Raw genomic sequence first — 19,823 nt, 5'->3', positions numbered from 1 at the left:
CGGGCCGGTCCGGCACGACACACAGAAGAAGGAACCATCGCATGACCATCACGACTCCCCAGCAGACGGCGCTCCCACGCTCCGGCGACCCCGACACGGACTGGGCCGCGCGCTCGATGCCGTTGCTCGCCCGGACGATGAACGAGTTCGGGCCGGCGTTCGCCGGACTCCATCTCGGCATCTGCCTCCATCTCGAACCGAAGACCGCGGTCCTGTGTCAATGGCTGCTCGCGTACGGCGCAACCGTCACCATCACGGGCAACCTCGGGACGACGGACCCGCGCACCGCAGAACTCCTCGCCGCGCAGGGGGCGCATGTCATCGGCGGTCGAGACGACGACGAACAGGCGCATGCGCGCAATCTGGACGCCGTCGTCGAGCGGCGACCGGATCTGATCCTCGACAACGGGGGCGAACTCATCGAACGCTTGACGGAGGGGGCTGTTCGCTCCTTCGGTTTCCTCGGCGCGACCGAGGAGACGACCACCGGGGGTACTCGGGTGCGGGGGCTGCGGAACCAGCCCGACTTCCCGGTGATCGTGATCAACGACAGTCCGTTGAAACTCCTCGTCGAGAACGAGTACGGCGTCGGACAGAGCATCGTGCAGGGCTTCATGAACGCCACGAATCGCATGCTCCCTGCTCTCAGGGCCGTCGTGATCGGGTTCGGACCATGCGGCAAGGGGGTCGCGGACACGCTCCGGGCGCTCGGTGCGCGCGTGACCGTCATCGAGCGCGATCCGTTCCGAGCGCTCGAAGCCATCATGAGTGGGCATCGGGTCGAGTCGATCATCGAGGCGCTGCCTCAAGCGGAAGCGGTCTTCCTGTCCACCGGGCGCCCCGGCGTCCTCTCGTTGGAGGACCTCCGTCTGCTCCCGGACGGCGCGATCATCGCCGGTGTCGGTCACCAACCGGACGAGGCGGACATCGCCGGGTTGGCGGCGAACGCCACTGAGACGGTCAACCTCGCATCATCGACCGATGCCGACGCGCGTATCGCCTACCGTCTCGACTCGGGGAAGGAGATCATCGTGCTCCACGGCACGAAGATGGTCAACCTCACCGCGGCGAAGGGCAATCCGATCGAAGCCATGGACCTCGGGCTGTCCCTCCAAGCGGCCAGCCTCGGCGCGATCGCTCTTGGCCGGGCCGCGTTCGTCGGCGTGGAATCCGTACCGGAGGAGATCAATCAGATGCTCGCCACCGGTCTCGTCGAGATCCTCCGGTAACGCGCCATGCACGCTCAGAACAGCGATCCGTTCGCACTCGCACAGGCAGCCGCCGATGTCATCGCCACCCGGACCGGGATCACCCGGCACCGGATCGCGATCACCCTCGGCAGCGGCTGGAAGGCCGCGGCCGACCATCTGGGGGAGACCGTCGCGGAGGTGTCGGCGCCAGACGTCCCCGGTTTCACGGTGTCCGGCGTGGCCGGACATACGGGTGTCCTGCGCTCCGTCCGGATGAGCTCCGGTGAGTACGCGCTCATCATCGGCGCGCGCACGCATCTCTACGAAGGCCACGGTGTGGACGCCGTGGTCCACGGCGTCCGAACCGCTGCCGCTGCGGGAGCAGAGGTCATGGTCCTCACCAACGGCGCGGGCGGCCTGAACCGTGAGTGGCGCGCCGGCCAACCGGTCCTGATCCGGGACCACCTGAACCTCACCGCCCGCTCGCCCATCGTCGGGCCGACATTCGTCGATCTCACCGACCTGTACTCGGCGCGTTTGCGGGCGCTGGCCCATGAAGTGGATCCGTTCCTCGACGACGGCATCTACACACAGCTGCCCGGGCCGCACTACGAGACCCCCGCCGAGGTCCGGATGGTCCGAGCGCTCGGTGGTGACATCGTCGGCATGTCGACGGCCCTGGAAGCGATCGCCGCCCGTCAAGCCGGGCTCGAGGTGCTCGGGATGTCGCTCATCACGAACCTGGCTGCGGGCATTCAGAAGACGCCGTTGAACCATTCCGAGGTGCTTGAGGCAGGCCTCGCTGCTGAGGATCGATTGGGTCCATTGCTCGCACGTATCGTGAACCGGATCACGGAGGCTGGCGCATGAGCGTCCCGCCAACCGCCGCGGCCGTCCTCGACCACGCGGAGGCCTGGTTGGCGCAGGATCCGGATCCGCAGACCGCCGCGCAGCTGGAAGCGCTCGTCGAACACGCCCGAACGGACGGTGCGTCCCTGGAACGGTTGACAGACCTGTTCGCCGGTCGGCTGCAGTTCGGCACAGCAGGCCTGCGGGGCGCGCTCGGACCCGGTCCGATGCGGATGAACCGAGTACTCGTGGCGCAGACGGCTGCCGGTCTCGCCGACGTTCTGCTGCAGACCTCAGGGCAGCCCAGCATCGTCATCGGCTTCGACGCTCGCACGAACTCGCGGGTCTTCGCGGAGGATACCGCGCGGATCATGACGGGTGCCGGCGTCCGCACGACGCTGCTTCCGCGGGAGCTTCCGACGCCTGTGCTCGCGTTCGCAGTGCGGCATCTGCACACTTCGGCGGGTGTCATGGTGACTGCCAGCCACAATCCCGCACAGGACAACGGCTACAAGGTGTACCTGGGCGGGATCGACGGGGGAGCCCAGATCGTCGCGCCGCAGGATACGGAGATCGCCGAAGCGATCGAGCGTGCGGCGCGCAGGCCGATCGGGGACCACCCGCGGTCGTCGCAGTACACGATCGCCGACGAGAGCGTCGTCGACGCCTATGTGCGAGCCACTGCTGCACTCGGTGTCCCGACCAGCAGATCCACCCGGTTCGTGTACACCGCTCTCCACGGTGTCGGGTGGGAGACAGCGCGAAGCGTGTTCGTCTCTGCGGGATTCGGCGAGCCGATCTCAGTTGTGAGCCAACAGGAGCCGGATCCGGCGTTTCCCACCGTCGAGTACCCGAACCCTGAAGAGCCGGGCGCGCTCGATCGCGCGATCGAAACCGCCGACGCGACGGACGCAGCATTGATCATCGCGAATGACCCGGATGCCGATCGCCTCGCTGTCGCGATCCCGACTCGCCCGGGGTGGCGGCGGCTTTCGGGGAACGAGATCGGGATGCTGCTGGGCTGGCGCATCGCCGCGCGCTTCGCAGCACGATCGTCGACGGGCGCATCGGGCGGCGTGCTGGCGGCATCGCTCGTCAGCTCACCGGCATTGGCCCAGATCGCCGGGTGTTTCGGTCTGCGCGCGGTGGAGACGTTGACCGGCTTCAAACACATCTCGAGAGTCCCCGATCTGGTGTTCGGATTCGAGGAGGCGCTCGGATATCTTGTCGACCCGGAGGTCGTCCACGACAAGGACGGGATCTCCGCTGCGGTCGAGTTCCTCTCGCTGGTCGCCGAGCTCCGTGACAACGGAAGCAGCATCGAGGGACAGCTCGTCGCCATCGCCGAACAGATCGGCGGGTTCGCATCCGAGCAGGTCTCGCTCCGCGTCGACGCCGTCGCGGAGATCGACCTCTTGATGGCGTCCCTGCGGCAGCAACAGCCGATGCGGGTCGGCGACGAACCGGTGCGCGCGACGGACGATTTCATGGAAGGGGAGGAGGGAGCTTCGACGACGGACATGATCCGGTACACGCTCGAGAGCGGATCGCGCGTGATCGTCCGACCGTCTGGAACAGAACCGAAGCTGAAGGCGTATGTCGACGTGCGTGACCTCAGCGCCTCATCGGGCGCCGAGCGCCTCGCCCGCGCTGCGCGACGTGCCCGACAGCTCGCAACGGATGTCGAAGCCTTGCTCGTCGATCGCCGGCATGTGGCGCCCTCCACCACTGCTCGATGATGACCGCACCGACGACGATCGGCGCGCGTCCGTTCCGCAGCCTGGTCCAGCGCGCCGGGCCCGCCTACTTCTTGGTCGAGTTCCTCGCGAAGTTGCCACTCGCCATGACGCTGGTGGGAGTGCTCACTGTCGTCACCGTGTACCGAGGTTCGATCGCTGAGGCCGGGATCGTCTCGGGTGTGCTCGGCCTCGCCTCGGGACTCGGCGCGCCACTCATCGGTCTGGCCGCCGATCGCTGGGGCCAGCGACGGCTGCTCTTCCCGATCGTGATCGTCAATGGAGTGGCTCTCCTCGTCTTCCTCGCGGCAGTCGTCGCGGGCGTTCCCGCGTGGATCCTGCTCCTGCTGTCGGTCGCCATCGGTACGACGTCGCCTCAGATCGGAGCGATGGGCCGCGCACGCTGGATCGGCATGCTGAAGCTCGACCGCTCGGGACGCCAACTGGACGCGGCGATGAGCTGGGAGTCGATGACCGACGAAGTCAGTTTCATCGTCGGCCCACTCCTCGTGGCGATGCTCACCACGTTGATCCACCCGGCTGCACCGTTGATCGGAGCTGCAGCCATCGTGCTCACATTCGCCGGCGGTTTCGCTCTGCACCCACTGCAGGCGTCGGCACGCACCGGGTCGGACGGTCCCGTGGGATCGTTCGATGAAGCCACCCGACCGCTCATGCTCGTCGTGCTGGGCATGGCGCTCGTCGGCATGTTCTGGGGAGTGTCGCTCACGTCGGTCACCGCGCTCTCGGACGAAGCCGGCGTTCCGGGAGCGGGCGGGCTCATCTATGGCGCGATGGGCATCACCGCTTCAGCCACAGCACTTGCTGCTGGCTGGATCCCCGCACGGGTGTCACTTGCGATGCGTTGGGTCGGCGGCGCAGGCGTTGCCGTCCTGCTCTCCCTGCCCTTGCTTGTGGTCCACGGCCCCGTGTGGGTCGGTCTCGTCTACTTCGGGATTGGCATGGGTGTCGGCCCGGTGCTCGTGACGCTGTTCACCGTTGCAGCCCGACTCGCCCCGATCGGGCGAAAGACCACGGTCATGACGATCGTCGGAAGTGGGAGCATCCTGGGTCAGTCACTCGGAACCGGAGTGAACGGTCTGGTCGTGCAACAGTACGGTGCGGCTGCCGGTCTCGCCCTCGCGGTGGGGCTTCTCGTCCTCCTCGCGCTCACCGGAGCCGTGCACATGTACCAGGAGCGGGCCTCTGCCGCCCGCCAGCAGCATCGTTCTCGTGAGCCGTGACACCGATCGACCTGCCAACGCGCTGAGTGGTGACAGTGATACCGGTGGTCCCAGGGTCCCAGGGCAGGGACGTCACTCGACGTCATCACCTGGCATCGGATGGGCATCGCTGTTCCGCGCGGCGATTCTCCGGTCGTTCGTGCAGATGGGATCAGTTCGGCACAGTTCTGTCGAAGAAAGTCGATGAATATAGCGGAATCGCGTGTGCACGTTTTCTCGTCTTTGGTCGCTTTTCGAAGTCCGGTATTCCGCATCGCTACGGTTTCAGCAGTTTATTGATCGAAGGAGATCGAATGGAATTCAGCTGGTTATACCTCATAGCTGCTTTCGGTGGGGGGATGTTCGGAGCCGCGGTTGGAGCGGTGCCTGCATTCGTGCTCGCCGGTGTCGCCGCCGCAGGAACGTTTGCCTTTTCCACCATCACCGGCACGCAGCCCGATCTCGGGCTCACACCGTTGTCCGGGCTCGGGCCCTTCGGCCCGTGGCTCAGCCCCAACATCGCTTTCGCAGGCGGTGTGGCGGCGGCAGCGTACGCAGCGCGAATCGGGCGCCACGGATCCGGAAACGACACTGTGTCGTCGCTCGCTGGGCTCCAGCGGCCAGATGTCCTCCTGGTCGGAGGGCTATTCGGTGCTTTCGGCTATGCCGTCGAGTGGGTATGCACCGCCTTCTCGCCGACGATCGCGGGAACGATCCTGTTCACCCCAGTGGTCACTGCGATCGTCGTGAGCAACCTGACCACCCGGCTCGTCTTCGGCCGAACGGGACTGTTCGGGAAGCCCGAGAGCGGCGTCAGCAGGTGGCAGCCGACCCTGACCCGCAATTGGGTGCCCTGGCAAGAGCGACCGACGCAAGTGTTGGTTATCGGCATCGCTATGGCGCTTCCTGTCGCCTATCTCGTTTCAACGGTGCCGAGTCTGGGTTTCGATCTCCCGCTCGCAATCTCGGCGACTTGGCTCCTGTTCTTGACCTTCGGTTTCAAGACACCGGTCGCTCATCACGCGACCTTGGGAGCCGCGATCGGCGTCCTGCTCCTGGGTGACTTCTTCTGGGGAGCTGCGGTCGGGATATGCGGTGCGCTGATCGGCGAGATTGTGGCATGTGTCTTCCAATACCACGGAGACACCGCGATCGACCCGCCATCAGTGGCTCTGCTCATCCTCTGGTTGGTCATCGCGCCGCTCGCCCCGATGCTCGGCGAGGTCTCGGGTCTCGGAGCGCTCCTGCTCGGAGCCGCCGCGATCGGAGCTGTGTATGTCGCGCTCGTGCTGCTGAAGCGCGGCACCACTGCGCTCCCCACACCAGAGACGGCGACGCCGTCTGAAATCATCGCCGCTTGAAGAATGATCACAAGGAGAAAGACAGCATGACGAAGAAGATTCTCGCGTTCGGCGACTCGCTCACCTGGGGCTGGATTCCGAAGGAGCACGCCGTTCCGACCGAGCGCTATCCAGCCTCGGTCAGGTGGACCGGAGTCCTCGCGGACGAATTGGGAACGGACTACGAGTTGGTCTCGGAAGGGCTCAGCGGGCGGACCACGACCCTGGACGACCCGACTGATCCCCGGTTGAACGGAGCCGATTACCTGCCCGCGGCGCTTGCGTCGCACCTTCCACTCGACCTGGTCATCCTGATGCTCGGTACGAACGACACGAAGGCCTACTTCAATCGTTCACCACTCGACATCGTCACAGGCGTCTCCGTCCTCGTCGGGCAGATCCTCGGTTCGGCGGGGGGAGTCGGTACCGCATACCCGGCGCCGGCCGTGTTGCTGGTCGCTCCGCCTGAACTCGGTGAGATCCCGAACCCATGGTTCCATCAGGTCTTCGAAGGAGCTCGGGAGAAGTCGGCTGAGCTCTCGGATCGCTACCGCGCGCTGGCGACGTTTCTGGGGATCCCGTACTTCGACGCCGGCTCGGTCATCTCCACCGATGGAGCCGATGGGATCCATTTGACGGAGAACAACAACCGCGACCTCGGCTTGGCGCTCGTCCCCGTGGTGAAGAGCATTCTCGAGCCTTGACGCGCGACGTTCGAGAAGGGGCCGTCTGGAGTTGGTCTGGACGGCCCTTTCGGCGTCGCAGCGGAGTTCAGTCGTTTCGTCCAGATAGAGCATCGGAACACTGCTGCTCGGTTGGGAACGCCGGTCGTAACGTTCCTCGAAGCAATCACACGCATCTCAACGAGGAGAAGACATGAAGCTTCGTAGAACAGTCGCCGGCATCGCGCTCGTCGCCGCAGTGCTCGGCACCGCAGCGTGCAGCTCGGGTGCACCCGGCGAGACGAGCAGCAGCGGCGGCAAAGCCGACCTGACCTTCTGGTCCTGGGTTCCCGGCGTGGACAAGGCCGTCGACCTCTGGAACTCGGAGAACCCTGACATCCACGTGACGCTCGAGAAGACGCCAGCCGGCAGTTCGGGCACGTACGCCAAGATGTACGCCGCGCTGAAGTCCGGGAAGGGTGCCCCAGACCTTGCCCAGATCGAGTACCAGGAGCTGCCCGGGTTCATCCTCGAGGGAGGCCTGGTCGATCTCGGCCCGCTCGGGATGGACGACGTCGCAGACCAGTTCTCCGACTGGCAAGTGTCGCAGTCGACGTTCAACGACAAGATCTACGCCGTCCCCCAGGCCTCAGGGCCGATGGGGCTCTACTACCGCTCCGACGTGTTCGCCTCGCTCGGGATCGCGCCGCCGACCACCTGGGATGAGTACGCTGCTGCGGCGAAGACCATCCATGATGCGAACCCCGCTCAGTACATCAACACCTTCCCGCCGCAGAACTCCGCCTGGTTCGCATCGCTCGCTTGGCAGGCCGGTGCCAACTGGTTCGGGCTCGACGGCGACACCTGGACGGTCGACATCGACTCCCCGGAGACCCTCAAGGTCGCCGAGTATTGGGACGGTCTCCGCGAGCAGGGTCTCATCGCGACCATCCCTGACTTCGCGAACGAGTGGTACAGCGAGCTGCAGAACGGCAACATCGTCGCCTGGCCGTCCGCGCAGTGGGGTGGCGAGATCATCTCCGGGAACGCGCCGGACACGGCCGGGAAGTGGGCCGTCGCGCCACTCCCGCAGTGGAGCGCCGACGCACCGTTCGCCTCGGCGAACTGGGGTGGTTCGACGACCGCCGTCCTGCAGGGGACGGACAATGCGGCGGCCGCAGCGAAGTTCGCGATCTGGCTGAACAGCGATCCGGACAGCATCGACCTCCTTGTCGACGGTGGGTACGGATGGCCGGCGACCAAGGACGCCGTCACGAGCAGCAAAGCCTTGAACCAGCCAGACCCCTTCTTCGGCGGTCAGAACGTGAACGCCGATGTGTTCGAGGCGTCGGAGGCAGCGGTCGACGTCGACTGGGGCTGGATCCCCACGACCGCGGCCACATACACCCACCTGAACGACGGGTTCTCCGCGGCGATCGCCGGTAACGGCACGTTCGTCGACGCGGTCAAGGCAGCGCAGACGGCCACGATCAAGGACCTGCAGGACAAGGGCCTGAAGGCTCGCGCTGGGAAGTGACCCAGCGGGCGGGGTCGGATCTCCGGCCCCGCTCACACCCTGCATCAGTCTGCCTCTCCCTGACGAAAGCGGTCCCATGACCACACAACGCAGCCGGACCCGTCTTGCGGTCCTCGGGTTCCTCGGGCCCTTCCTGGTCCTGTTCATCGCGACAATCATCTTGCCCATCGGCTATGCCCTGTTCCAGAGCGTGACGACGACGGAACGCTCTGGAGCGTTCGGGGAGGGTGGCGCGAGCACCGTCTTCGTCGGCCTACAGAATTACATCGCCGCCCTCAACGACCCGGCGTTCGTCGGCAGCCTCGGTCGGGTGGTGTTGTTCGCCGTCGTCCAGGTGCCCGTCATGATCGTGCTCGCCACGGCCCTGGCCCTCATGCTCGACGCCGCCTCTGCACGCTTCGTACGATTCTTCCGCTCGTCCTACTTCCTGCCCTACGGTGTCCCGGGTGTGATCGCCTCGCTGCTCTGGGGGTTCTTGTACACACCCGGCCTCAGCCCGATCATCGACCTCGGTCGTGCGCTCGGCGTGCAACTCGACTTCCTCGGACCGACAACGGTCCTGTGGTCCATCGCGAACATCGTCATCTGGCAGTACGCGGGCTACAACATGCTCGTCATCGTCGCGCAGCTCAAGTCGATCGACCAGGATCTCTTCGAAGCAGCCGCGATCGACGGGGCGAGTGCCTGGCAAGTGGTGACACGGATCAAGCTGCCGCTCATCGCCCCCGCCATCGTCCTGACGACGGTGTTCACGATCATCGGCACCCTCCAGCTCTTCGCCGAACCGCTCGTGCTCAAGCCGTTGTCCGCAGCGATCACGTCGAGTTACACCCCGAACATGGCTGCCTACAACCAGGCGTTCACCAACAACAACTACAGCCTCGCTGCCGCCGAATCGGTGATCCTCGCGCTTCTCGCATGCGCGTTCTCGTTCGGCTTCCTGAAGTTCGTCAACCGGAAGAAGCCCGAATGAGCATCACCAAGGCCCCCTCGACAGCCGCGCCTCGCACCGGGAAGACCTCGACCGTCAAGGCGCCCGTCCGACCGGCCAGGATCCTGCTCCCCGTCGGCCTCGCGGTTGCCGCGATCTACTTCCTGTTCCCCGTCTACTGGCTCGTCATCGCCGCGACGAAATCCACCGGGAACCTGTTCGGTTCCTCCGGATTCCTGCTGAGCGATCCGCAGCTGTTCCAGAACATCCAGAACGTCCTCGGGTACAGCGGCGGCATCTTCCTCCGCTGGGGTGCGAACAGCGTCCTGTACTCAGGCGTCGGTGCCCTTGTGGCGACGATCCTGTCGATGTCGGCCGGCTACTGCCTGGCGAAGTTCGTGTTCGCCGGACGCGAGGTGTGGTTCAACATCATCCTCGCCGGAGTGATGATCCCCGGCACCGCCCTCGCCCTGCCGTTGTTCCTGCTGATGAGCCAGGTGGGCCTGGTGAACACCTACTGGTCGGTGCTGATTCCGTCGCTCGTGAGCCCGTTCGGGGTGTACCTCGGACGGATCTACGCCACCGCGGCTGTACCCGACAGCCTGCTGGAGGCGTCTCGCCTCGACGGCGCAGGTGAAGCGCGCATCTTCTTCACGCTCGTCCTGCGGCTCATGATGCCGGCCGCGGTCACGGTGTTCCTGTTCCAGTTCATCGGCATCTGGAACAACTACTTCCTCCCGCTCGTCATGCTCTCGAGCCCCGATCTGTATCCGATCACCCTCGGGCTGGTCAGCTGGCAGAGCGTGGCCGACCGCAACCCCGAGCTCTACCAGCTCGCGATCGGCGGCGCGTTCCTGTCCGTCATCCCGATCATGGTCGCGATCGTCAGCTTGCAGCGATTCTGGCGAGCCGGGCTGACGGAGGGCAGCGTCAAAGGCTGACCGCGCGACCGCCCCCTTCGGAATCCGTCGACCCCGACGTCTCCTCTGCTCCACCCTCAACAGAAAGCACCAGCATGCCGACCGATTTCGCACGCCTGCGCAGCAACCTTCCCGACCGGCTCACCATCTCCCTCTGGGACTTCACCTGGTACACGCAGACCATGCCGGGGGAGCCGTTCGACGACCTCGACCGGGCATTCGCCGAGGCCGTCGAGCGCGGGTACAACACCGTGCGCATCTGTGCAGCGCCGCTCCTGCTGTTCGGTGACCACTCGATCGACACGAGCCGCTTGCACTTCGTGAACATGGGTGGCGACACGGGGCAGCGGACCCGGTGGTACGACGTGCAGGGAGGAGCGGTCCTCGACGGCCGTGCCCATCTGATCGCGTTGTTCGCCGCGGCCGACCGGCACGACGTGTCCGTCATCGTCTCGTCGTGGGAGTACCAACAGAGTCCGGCCTTCCTCGCGGACCCGTCCTGGTACGAACACGTGATGTCGATCGAGCCGACTGAACGCCACGCCGCACTGGCCAGAGCCGAGTCCCGACTGGTCACTTGCATCCAGGATGCGGGATACGGGCACCGGATCGCCTACGTCGAAGTCCACAACGAGGTCGACCTGTCACGACTCGACGAGGTGCCCTCGGAAGGGAAGGACACCTTCTGGGCGCAGAAGCCCTACCTCACCGCCGCCCTGGACATCTTGCAGCACGACCACCCGGACGTGCTCTCCACCGTCTGCTACGGCGTCCCGCCCTACCTCGACCTCGATGCCTTCCCGGAGAACGCGCAGGTGGCGCACGTCCACTTCTACGTCTACGGCGTCCTCGCTGCGCTCGAATCCTGGGCTCGAGTCCGCGTGGACCCTCCGGTCTTCCCCACGGCGGAACTCAGCTCGCTGCTCCGCGAGGACGCACCGGACTTCGACACCTGGACGACGTCGATCGAACCCTGGAGGCTGCAGGCGACCGGGATCAGCACCAGCATGTTCTACGCCTACGACTGGGTCGACACGGTCAAATGGGACGCCTGGTTGTACCGCGAGTTCGGCGCTCACGCAGTCGCGATGGAGCAGGCGATCGACGCCCGGCTGATGGCCGTGGCGACCTGGGCACGGCACCGGGGGATTCCAGCGGCCGTCGGAGAGGGCTGGATCGGCTACACCCCGCTCGACGCGGAGTTCGAAGACGGCCCCGTCGGTCAGGAACTCGCATCATACGCGGTCCGGCGCTGTGCCGACCTCGGCTACTGGGGCACGGTCGTCGGCTCCAACTCCGCACCGCACCACCCGGGTTGGAACAACGTCGGATTCCAGCGTCGCACGAACGCCGCGTTCAGTTCGCGTCGTGGCGTCGATACGCTGTCGGCGACATCCCGTGGAGCTTCTTGAACTGGCGCGAGAAGTAGAACGAGTCGTCGTAGCCCACCGCGTTCGCGACCTCCTCGACCGACTGCTGGGTCGTGTCGAGGAGTTCGCGGGCGCTCGCCATGCGCAGCTGCGTCTGGTAGGTCATCGCTGGGACGCCGGTGTACTTCTTGAACATCGCGGCGAAGTGGGAGGCGCTCATCCCCGCCATGTCCGCGAGGTCGGACACGTTGACCCGTCGGTTGATGTGGCTGCGCAGATAGTCTGCTGCTCGTTCGACCATGTCCTGGGCGTTGCCGGCGCTCGGAGCGCGCGAGAACGCGAGTGAGGTGAGCAGGTGCCAGGCGGTGCCGGAGGCACCGACGAGGCTCGCCTCGGTGGTGTCACGCTCCATCCACCGCACGATCTCCTCCATCAGCGCCGCGCTGCCGTAGATGTCGGGGATCTCGCGCACCACAGAGTCGATCGTCGCACCGGTGACGCGGAGGAAGTCCTCCACACTCGCGCCATCGACGTGCACCCACCAGACGGTCCACGGGTCGTCTGCGTCCGCACCGTAGGCGTGCGGGAGGCCAGGGGGGAGCAGGAGCGCCTGTCCGGCGCGAACCGGGAAGCGACCAGCCGATGTCTCGCACCAGCCCTGTCCTCGCAGACACAGGATGACGACGAGCTGACGGATCGGGCGCGTTCGGATCCAGCCGTGGTGCTCGGCGTGGGGGAAGTAGCCGCAGTCGGTCACGATGAGGTTGCGGGTGACGGGTCGCTGGAGCGCCAGTTCGACCTGTGGCCGGGGGAGCACGAGCATGCGTTGGCCGGGGAAGCCTTCTCCGACGAGTTCCACTGCGTTCGCTCCTCCACCCTCGGCGTCGGCGACGCGTCCGTCCCGATGATACGACGATGTCCACGGGGCACCAGACGACGACAACCTTGGGCCATGTCTCATCGTGTGACCGGTGCTCATGCGCGTCGCACCCCCCAGCGCAGCTCCCAGGTCTCACCGGGGGCGAGCCAACGCAGGCCCTCGCCCGTGCGGAGGGCATTGGGTGGCGCCGTCATCGGTTCCACCGCGAGGGCCGCTGCCGCAGATCCATCTGCCTCCGCTCGATAGATCTGCACCCATCCGAACGCCTCGTCCGCCCACAGCTCGGTGATGGCTCCGTCGTACCCCGCCAGGCGGTGTCGGTGATGGCCGTCTGCACTGCGCACGGAGACGAAGCAGGCGTGGGCTGCGGTCTGACCGACGGGGCGCCCCGCGCGCAGATCCAGCGTGGTGCCGGCGACGGCGGAAGCACCGCGCGGGATGTGTGCCGCGTCGAGCTCCAGTACGGCCGATGTCTGCACGACCAATGTCGACTCGAGGATCGGTGTCGTGCCTGCTCGGAGGTACGGGTGAGCACCCAGGGCGAAAGGAGCCCGGCCCGCTGAGCGGTTGTGTACGACGTGGGTGACCAGCAGACCGTCCGCTTCGAGCTGGTATCGCGTATCGAGGTCGACCCGGAAGGGATAGCCGGGCACCGGCGTAATGGCGGAGCGAAGCATGACCGAATGCTCGTCCGACGAGAGCAACTCGGCATCCTGGCGAAGGAGCAGTCCGTGCAGGGCGTGCCCGGTGTCGACCTCGGTGTGCTCGAGGACCTGCACCGCGCCGTCGAGCGACCACTGCCCCGCTTCGACTCGGTTCGGCCAGGGGGCGAGGATCGCACCGGCTGCGGTGAGGGGTGCGCCGTCGGTGTCGTCGGACACGACGAGGTCGCGACCGTCCACACGCAGCCCCAGCAGCGCTGCCGCCCTGGTCGAGACGACTGCCTCGACCAGGGCGCTGGTGCGGGCATCGCGGGAGCGAAGGGAGACCCGCTGACCGCTCATACGCGGTCGTAGAAGAGGAGCTGTTCGGGCAGGCTCGTGGCGAAGTAGTCCGTGGTGCCGTCCTCACGCACCGGTGCCGGCGGCGTGGCGACCGGGCGTCCTTCGCCCAGGTTGGCGGGCACGACGTCTGTCGGCAGACCGGCTGCGGTCCGTGCCCGCTCCCAGGTGCCGAGGACGAGGCCTTCGCCGCCTTCCCACGGTTGGAACGATCGCGAGTCGAGCACTTCGACGGCGTCGTCCGCCCGACCGGCGTCGACGAGCAAGCCGAGATAGACGATCGTCAGGTCGTCCCGTTCGAGGACGGTCTGCAGTGCGCCCTCGAGGCGTGCCAGGCGCTCGTCGGACGGGTGGCCGAGGCGTTGTGCCAGCTGGTCGAGCTCGTAGAGGAGACGTGCATTCGTGGGTGCCAGCGCCGAGGCCCTGCTGTACAACTCCCATGCGCGTGAGTGGTCGCCGAGGACGTTGTAGGCGGCCAGCCCCGCGTTGCGCAGCAGCACGATGTCGTCGAGGCCGAGCGCGATCGCGCGGTCCCAGAGCTCGACCGCCTCGTCACGGCGCCCGTTGTCATAGAGGAGCATGCCGAGCAGGTGCGCGGCGACGGCGTCATCGGCTTCCGCCGCGATCGCCGCCACGAGCGCGTCATGTGCGTCGAGCCCCTGTGGGAATGCCCAGCGTCGGTCCGCCTGGCGGGCCGAGCGACGCGCTTCTGCCGCATCGTCCCCGCGCCCGATGCTGTCGAGCAGCTCTGCCCGGAGGTAGTGCGCGATCGGTCCGGCGGACGCACCCCCGGTCGAGGAGGCGTCGGCTGCAGCGCTGAACACCGTGGCAGCGTCGTCGTCTTCGGCCAGGTTTCGGAGGGCGATCGCGAGGTCGGTCAGCAGGCCGGGATCGGACGGCAGTCGGCCGTCTGCGAGGAACCGGATGAGCACGTCGAGCGGATCGATGACCAGTGCGAGGTCGACGTCGTGAGCCGCCTCATCGTGCCGTCCCAGGCGGCGCAGGAGCACGATACGGAGCGCGCGGCGCCGTGAGTCCTCTCCTGTGACCGCTGCGAGGGCGTCGAGGTCGGCGAGCGCCTCTGCGGTCTCACCGTGCCTCGCTGCGATCCTGGCCATCTCGTACCCGGCTGCGGCTGCCCATGAGCCGTCCCAGGAGGCCTTCGCGAACGACTGAACGGCCTCCGTCGTCGCCCCCAGCCGGTCGAGGATCAGGCCAGCGGTGTAGAACGCCTCCGTGTCGGCTGGATTGCTGTTCCGGGCGGTCAACCGCTGGAGTGCCGTGCGGGCGTAGCCGAGCGCGCGCTGGTAGTCGCCGGTGCGGTACGCGCGATCTGCGAACGCCAGGTTCACCCGCCAGTCGCCCGGATCGCGGCGGAGCGCCTCGTCCCAGTACGGCAGGGGTGAACGGGTCGGGTGCCGGTACTGGTCGAGGTGCGCACCGGTCAGGTAGAGCTCGTCGACCGAGGCGGTGTCCGCGGGACTCGGGGGCTCGACGGCGACCGCTGGTTCGTCGGACGCCGGCTGCGGCGGAGTCCACGAGATCAGGCGTCGCCCGTCGCGCTCGATGATCTCGACGACCAGTGTGTCCGAGTCGAGCGTGCTGGGCCGTTCAGCGCGAATCGTGTGGGCGGTTCCCGGGCTGAGGGTCATGGTCTCCTCCACGAGCACGACTCCGTCCGTCGTCCGGAGGCGGACGGTCGCGTCCTCGACGGGGCGCGTGACGGCGAGGTCGACGGAGACGTGTCCGGCTGCCACCTCGACGTGCAGCGCGGCGTCACGGTTCGCCTGATGGGCGATGCCGATCGCAGGGATCGGGTACCAGTACTGCGAGAAGGTCTTCACTTCACCGGGGCGGAGCCAGGAGAAGTCCGGCTGGTTGTCGGTGAAGACGCCGGCCATCAGCTCGACGTACGGCCCGTCCTCGTCGGTCAACAGCGCATCCCAGGCGTGACCGAACGGGGCGTCGCCCCACGTCCATTGCTTCTTCCCGGGGGAGATCCGCCGGTCGGCCCAGTGGACGAACCCGGCTCGTCGTGCGTGGTCATAGCCACCGAAGAAGCCCTCCTGCGAATCGACGATCATGTAGGACGTCGGCACGGGGATGTTGCGGTACCAGTCGATCCGGTCGGCACCCGGAGTGGAGGCGGCCCGAGCCGGGTAGTCGACACCGTAGTACTCGCGGTCCGCCTCGGGGAACGCCGAGATGGCGCGTCGCGCATGGTCGGCGACGTGGTGCACGTCCTGAGGGAAGAACGACTGGTAGTCGTCGCCCACACGAGCCGCGACGTTCGCCCACCAGAGGAAGCTCTGTCGCTCACTGGTGCGGTTGTGCAGACGGACCACCAGCTCGATCGTCGAACGGTCCGGGTGCAGACGAACGCCGTGCATCCCCTTCATCCGGGCGAACGGGTCGTGATCGCTGCACCACACCGTGACGCTGCCGTCCTCACCCTCCTCGATCGTCGTCTCGACGGGCAGGAACGTGGCCGGCCGGTGGTGCTGCGGCCAGTTGAACTCGACGCCGCCGCTGATCCAGGGGCCGGTCAAGCCGACGAGCGCCGGCTTGATCACGGAGTTGCGATAGAAGAAGTCGTATCCGGTGGTTTTGTCGAAGCCGATGTGGATCCGCCCTCCGAGCTCGGGCAGCACCATCACCCGGAGGTAGCGGTTCTCGAGATGCACGGCCTGCCACTCGGTGTCGGTCGGAGCGGCATCGATCCGTTCGACGAATGGGAGCGGATAGACTCGTCCGCTCGAGCCCTGGTAGACCCGCCGGTCGAGGTACATCGGGAACTCGCTCGCCGGTTGCGGCCGATACGTGGGCATCGTCACCGGCGCACTCCACGCGACGGCGCCGCCGTCGTCGAGTCGTGCTCGGAGAGGACCGGGAGCGTCGGGGAGGATCAGATCTGGCGCGTCAGTGCGAGTGGTCATGCAGCAAGCGTAGAAACCCGTCCTGGCCGAGCGGAATGGCGCATGAGACGAGGCGCCTGGACATTCCTCTGATCCCGTGCCGTCACAGAGCGCCTCGTGGAGCGACTCTTCGCGTCGCTGTGATGCGATTCTCCACTCGAGCCGCGCCCGGCGCTCCGGCAGTGCTCAATCGAGCGATCCTGCCAGGGCAGCCCGCAGCTGCGTCGACGTGAGCTCCAGGTCGGGTGAGAACGCCTCACTCGCGAGGTAGCGACGAAGGCTCCGGTCCAGTTGCGCGGCCACGGGCCGACGACCGAGGTCGGACAGCAGGTCGATCGTCGACAGGAGGAGACGTCCGGTCCCGACTCGCGCTTCGACGACGAGCGCCAGACGTCGGGCGTCGAACCAGCTGTCGATCACCTGCACGATCGGTCGTGCGGAGGAGCCCAGTGCGGTCAGGTCGAGCGTCTTCGCCCCGTGCAGGAGCTCCCACCACTGCCAGTCCGTGTGGGTTCCCGTGGGGAACTCCGAGAACGCCGGATGCTCCGGGTCGCACAGGATGCCGAGGGTGTGCGGTGCCTGACCGTTCGTCCAGGAGGTGTTCCAGAACACCGGTGAGAACCCGAACTCCACCGGTGAGTGGATGCTCTCGGCCCGTGGCGACAGGATCACCGTGCCACCCTGACCGAGAGCGTGGAGCGCTGTGTCCAGGTCGTCGGTCACGAGCAGCCCGGCGGACGGTGCCTCCGGCAGCGCTGCCGTCCCGCTGGGCTCGACCGGGTACACCCAGAGGTCCCAGTCGTTCTCGAACCGTTCGGACTCGCCCTGTACGGCGATGACCAGACGCACGTGCTGTGCCCGGTCGATGTGCCCGAGCGGTGCCGTGATCGTGCCGTACGCCGCCTCGTTGCCGATGACGACGGTCGACACAGGCAAGGTGCCGGAGTCGAGGATGTCGCCCCCATCTGCCTCGAGGCGCCAGACCACCTCAGCGGTCATCGCCGCGGGACCGAAGTGCGCGATCCGGACCTCGGCGACGAGGTCGTCCGCCGACGTCCAGACACGACGAGAGAGGAGCGCGAGCGGAACCGTGGACGCACAGAACCGAGCGTACTCGGCGGCGTCGACATAGGGTTTCGGCTCCCAGAACGCGTCGAGCACGCCGATGGGCGCGGTGCCCTGCCCAGGGAAGTCAGCCAGCCCGAGCAACTGGATGCCAGCGAACCCGGGTGTCCGTAGCGCCGCTTCCATCTCCTCCTTGTAGCAGAGCAGTTGCAGGCGTCCACTGGCGTGGAGGAAGTCGTCCGCCTGGTCGAGCAGACCCGCATCGGCCAGGAAGTCGCGGGCGATTCCGAAGTTCTTCGGCTGCATGATCCCCGTGTACTTCGACATCTCGTCGAGGTTCGGGTAAACGCACCACTGTCCGGCTTCGTGGGTGACGATCGGTCGCGGTGTGCGCTCGACCCAGTCGGAGTAGTCGGCAACGGTCGCCGGAGCCGTCGCGTTGATGCGTGAGGCGAGTCCTTCGCCCCAGGCCTGCACACGTGGTTCCGGGATGCAGTCGAAGTCGCTCTCGGGAATCGACGGCCAGCCCCCTGCGGTGGTGTAGAGCCGTCGCGGGTCCCGCCGTCGCCACTGTGTCACCCAGTTCGTGAGGAACTGCACGTCGCGACCGGCCGGTTCATTGCCGTGGGCCATGAGGAGGAAGGACGGGTGGTTCCCGTACTCGTCGATGATGCGCTGGGTCTCCTCGAGGATGTAGGCGTCGACGTCGCGGCCCTCGCCGATCGCGGCGCCCTGGTTCGCCCAGACAGGTGACTCGATCTGCAGGTACATGCCGGCGGCGTCAGCGGCTTCGAACGCGGCGCGTGGCGGGCACCAGGAGTGGAAGCGCAGGTGGTTGAGGCCGTAGGCCTGGCAGGTCTCGATGAGCCTCGACCAGCTCGGTCGGTCGGTCGGCGGATATCCGGTGAGGGGGAACACGCAGCATTCGAGGGCGCCGCGCAGGAAGACGGGTCGACCGTTCACCTCGATGCGGGTGCCGACTGCCGAGACCGTCCGCAAGCCGAACGTCGTCGATCGTCGGTCGACGGAGCGACCGTGTTCCGTGGTCGCCTCGAGAGTCGCCGTCACGTCGTACAGCGCAGGATCGAACTCGTCCCACAAGCGCGCGGCGCCGCCGAGCGGCACGATCACGTCGAGGTGCGTTCCTGACGTACCGCGGCCACGGCGGAAGCGTTCGGCGGGGACATCGATGTCGACGACGACCGACTGCGGGCCGACGCCCATCGTTTCGTCGAGCGGTTGCGCGCGGACGGTGAGCGTTCCCGTGATGCCATCGAGCGTGTCCGCGATGAGTGACATCCGAACCGTCGCAGTACACGCTTCGGCGTCGGGGTGGACCGAGAGGGTCGAGATGCGCGCAGCGGCGACCGGTGTCAGGGTCATCGCGCCGATGATGCCGTTCCACCCGCCCTGCGTGTGGTCGGAGACGCTGTGCGCGTTCGTCCCGACGTCGACGATCATCGAGTTGTCCACTCGGATGGTGAGGCGATGGGTGCCCGGACGGACGTCTCGCAGGGTGAACCGATGCGGTGCCGACAGACTGCGGTCCGAGCCGACGCGGTCGTCGTCGAGCCAGACGGTCGACTCCCAGTGGACCCGTTCGAGCTCGAGCCGCAGATCGAGCGCCATGTCGCGCTCCGGGACCTCGACGGTGCGCTGGTACCACACCGCGCCGACGTACACTCGCTCGGGCTGGAGGAAGAACGGCACGCTGAAGTTCTCGGTCGTCCGGTAGCGCGCGTAGCGCTCGTCTGAGAAGAACGGGTGGTCCACGGCCGCGCCGACCCACTCGGTGGCGATGTCGGGTCGATCACCGAGTCCCTGCGACTGCACCGATCCCGGAAGCTGGACGGAGGTCTGTCCAGGTGCGCCCGAGAGGTCCCGTGTGTACCAGCCCTCCCGTTCGCCCTGGCCGAGTGGGTCCAGGATGGCGGTCCACCGACCACTGAGGTCGACGGGCAGAGGCACGGATTCGTTGTGCAAAGGCATCACAGCAGTGTCGCGGCTCCATCGGCGGCCGTGGAATACCGATTCCGACGAGGATCCTGGACGAACGCACGATGACAGCTCCTCGCTCCCGGCGTCCGAGCGGCCTCGGCTTCAGACTCGTTACCTGGGACAGCGTCGTCAGCGTCGTTAGCGTCGTTTCGGTGGTCTCGGTGAGTCATCTGATCGCGTTGCAGGCGGGTGCCTTGTCGACGACC

General features: G+C 66.8%; 14 protein-coding genes. 10 read left to right on the top strand and 4 right to left on the bottom strand.

Annotated elements, in window-relative coordinates:
* Positions 1-41 precede the first annotated feature (41 nt).
* From KXS11_RS06090 to KXS11_RS06045, 10 genes are all read left to right on the top strand, one after another.
* Positions 42-1,229, top strand: a complete 1,188-nt coding sequence (locus tag KXS11_RS06090) for an adenosylhomocysteinase (protein WP_437384660.1) — start codon at positions 42-44, stop codon at positions 1,227-1,229.
* 6 nt (positions 1,230-1,235) lie between these two features.
* Positions 1,236-2,060 carry a purine-nucleoside phosphorylase gene (locus KXS11_RS06085; protein ID WP_437384659.1) on the top strand — a complete coding sequence of 275 codons (825 nt, stop codon included), beginning with the start codon at positions 1,236-1,238 and terminating at the stop codon, positions 2,058-2,060.
* Positions 2,057-3,778, top strand: a complete 1,722-nt coding sequence (locus KXS11_RS06080) for a phospho-sugar mutase (protein ID WP_437384658.1) — start codon at positions 2,057-2,059, stop codon at positions 3,776-3,778. The genes KXS11_RS06085 and KXS11_RS06080 overlap by 4 nt, the downstream gene beginning before the upstream one ends.
* The gene (locus KXS11_RS06075) at positions 3,775-5,019 is read left to right on the top strand and encodes an MFS transporter (protein ID WP_437384657.1); all 1,245 of its coding nucleotides are present in this window, start codon (positions 3,775-3,777) and stop codon (positions 5,017-5,019) included. The genes KXS11_RS06080 and KXS11_RS06075 overlap by 4 nt, the downstream gene beginning before the upstream one ends.
* Positions 5,020-5,312: 293 nt before the next feature.
* Positions 5,313-6,359, top strand: coding sequence for a hypothetical protein (locus KXS11_RS06070; RefSeq protein ID WP_437384656.1), 1,047 nt, complete (start codon positions 5,313-5,315; stop codon positions 6,357-6,359).
* A 26-nt stretch (positions 6,360-6,385) separates the two neighbouring features.
* Complete coding sequence (locus KXS11_RS06065) at positions 6,386-7,042, top strand: SGNH/GDSL hydrolase family protein (protein ID WP_437384655.1); 657 nt, start codon at positions 6,386-6,388, stop codon at positions 7,040-7,042.
* A 172-nt stretch (positions 7,043-7,214) separates the two neighbouring features.
* Positions 7,215-8,537: an ABC transporter substrate-binding protein gene (locus tag KXS11_RS06060; protein ID WP_437384654.1), complete on the top strand. Its 1,323-nt coding sequence runs from the start codon at positions 7,215-7,217 to the stop codon at positions 8,535-8,537.
* Between the two features lie 76 nt (positions 8,538-8,613).
* Entirely contained in the window at positions 8,614-9,510 is an 897-nt protein-coding gene (locus KXS11_RS06055) for a carbohydrate ABC transporter permease (protein ID WP_437384653.1), read from the top strand.
* Entirely contained in the window at positions 9,507-10,409 is a 903-nt protein-coding gene (locus KXS11_RS06050; RefSeq protein ID WP_437384652.1) for a carbohydrate ABC transporter permease, read from the top strand. Before KXS11_RS06055 ends, KXS11_RS06050 begins: the two co-directional genes overlap by 4 nt.
* A 74-nt stretch (positions 10,410-10,483) precedes the next feature.
* Entirely contained in the window at positions 10,484-11,800 is a 1,317-nt protein-coding gene (locus KXS11_RS06045) for a cellulase-like family protein (protein ID WP_437384651.1), read from the top strand.
* Here the strand turns inward: KXS11_RS06045 and KXS11_RS06040 are convergent.
* The 4 genes from KXS11_RS06040 to KXS11_RS06025 all read right to left on the bottom strand — a co-directional run bounded on the left by KXS11_RS06040 (position 11,745) and on the right by KXS11_RS06025 (position 19,608).
* Complete coding sequence (locus tag KXS11_RS06040; RefSeq protein ID WP_437384650.1) at positions 11,745-12,617, bottom strand: AraC family transcriptional regulator; 873 nt, start codon at positions 12,615-12,617, stop codon at positions 11,745-11,747. The genes KXS11_RS06045 and KXS11_RS06040 overlap by 56 nt on opposite strands.
* A gap of 116 nt (positions 12,618-12,733) precedes the next feature.
* Complete coding sequence (locus KXS11_RS06035; RefSeq protein WP_437384649.1) at positions 12,734-13,642, bottom strand: hypothetical protein; 909 nt, start codon at positions 13,640-13,642, stop codon at positions 12,734-12,736.
* Positions 13,639-16,575, bottom strand: coding sequence for a DUF5107 domain-containing protein (locus KXS11_RS06030; protein ID WP_437384648.1), 2,937 nt, complete (start codon positions 16,573-16,575; stop codon positions 13,639-13,641). Before KXS11_RS06030 ends, KXS11_RS06035 begins: the two co-directional genes overlap by 4 nt.
* Before the next feature lie 165 nt (positions 16,576-16,740).
* Positions 16,741-19,608 carry a sugar-binding domain-containing protein gene (locus KXS11_RS06025; protein WP_437384647.1) on the bottom strand — a complete coding sequence of 956 codons (2,868 nt, stop codon included), beginning with the start codon at positions 19,606-19,608 and terminating at the stop codon, positions 16,741-16,743.
* Between the last annotated feature and the right edge of the window lie 215 nt (positions 19,609-19,823).

The organism is Plantibacter flavus (genome assembly GCF_051487245.1).
GTDB classification, from domain to species: Bacteria; Actinomycetota; Actinomycetes; order Actinomycetales; family Microbacteriaceae; genus Plantibacter; species Plantibacter flavus_B.
Note: the sequence above shows the minus strand (reverse complement) of the source record. Positions and strands in the feature narration are given on the sequence as shown.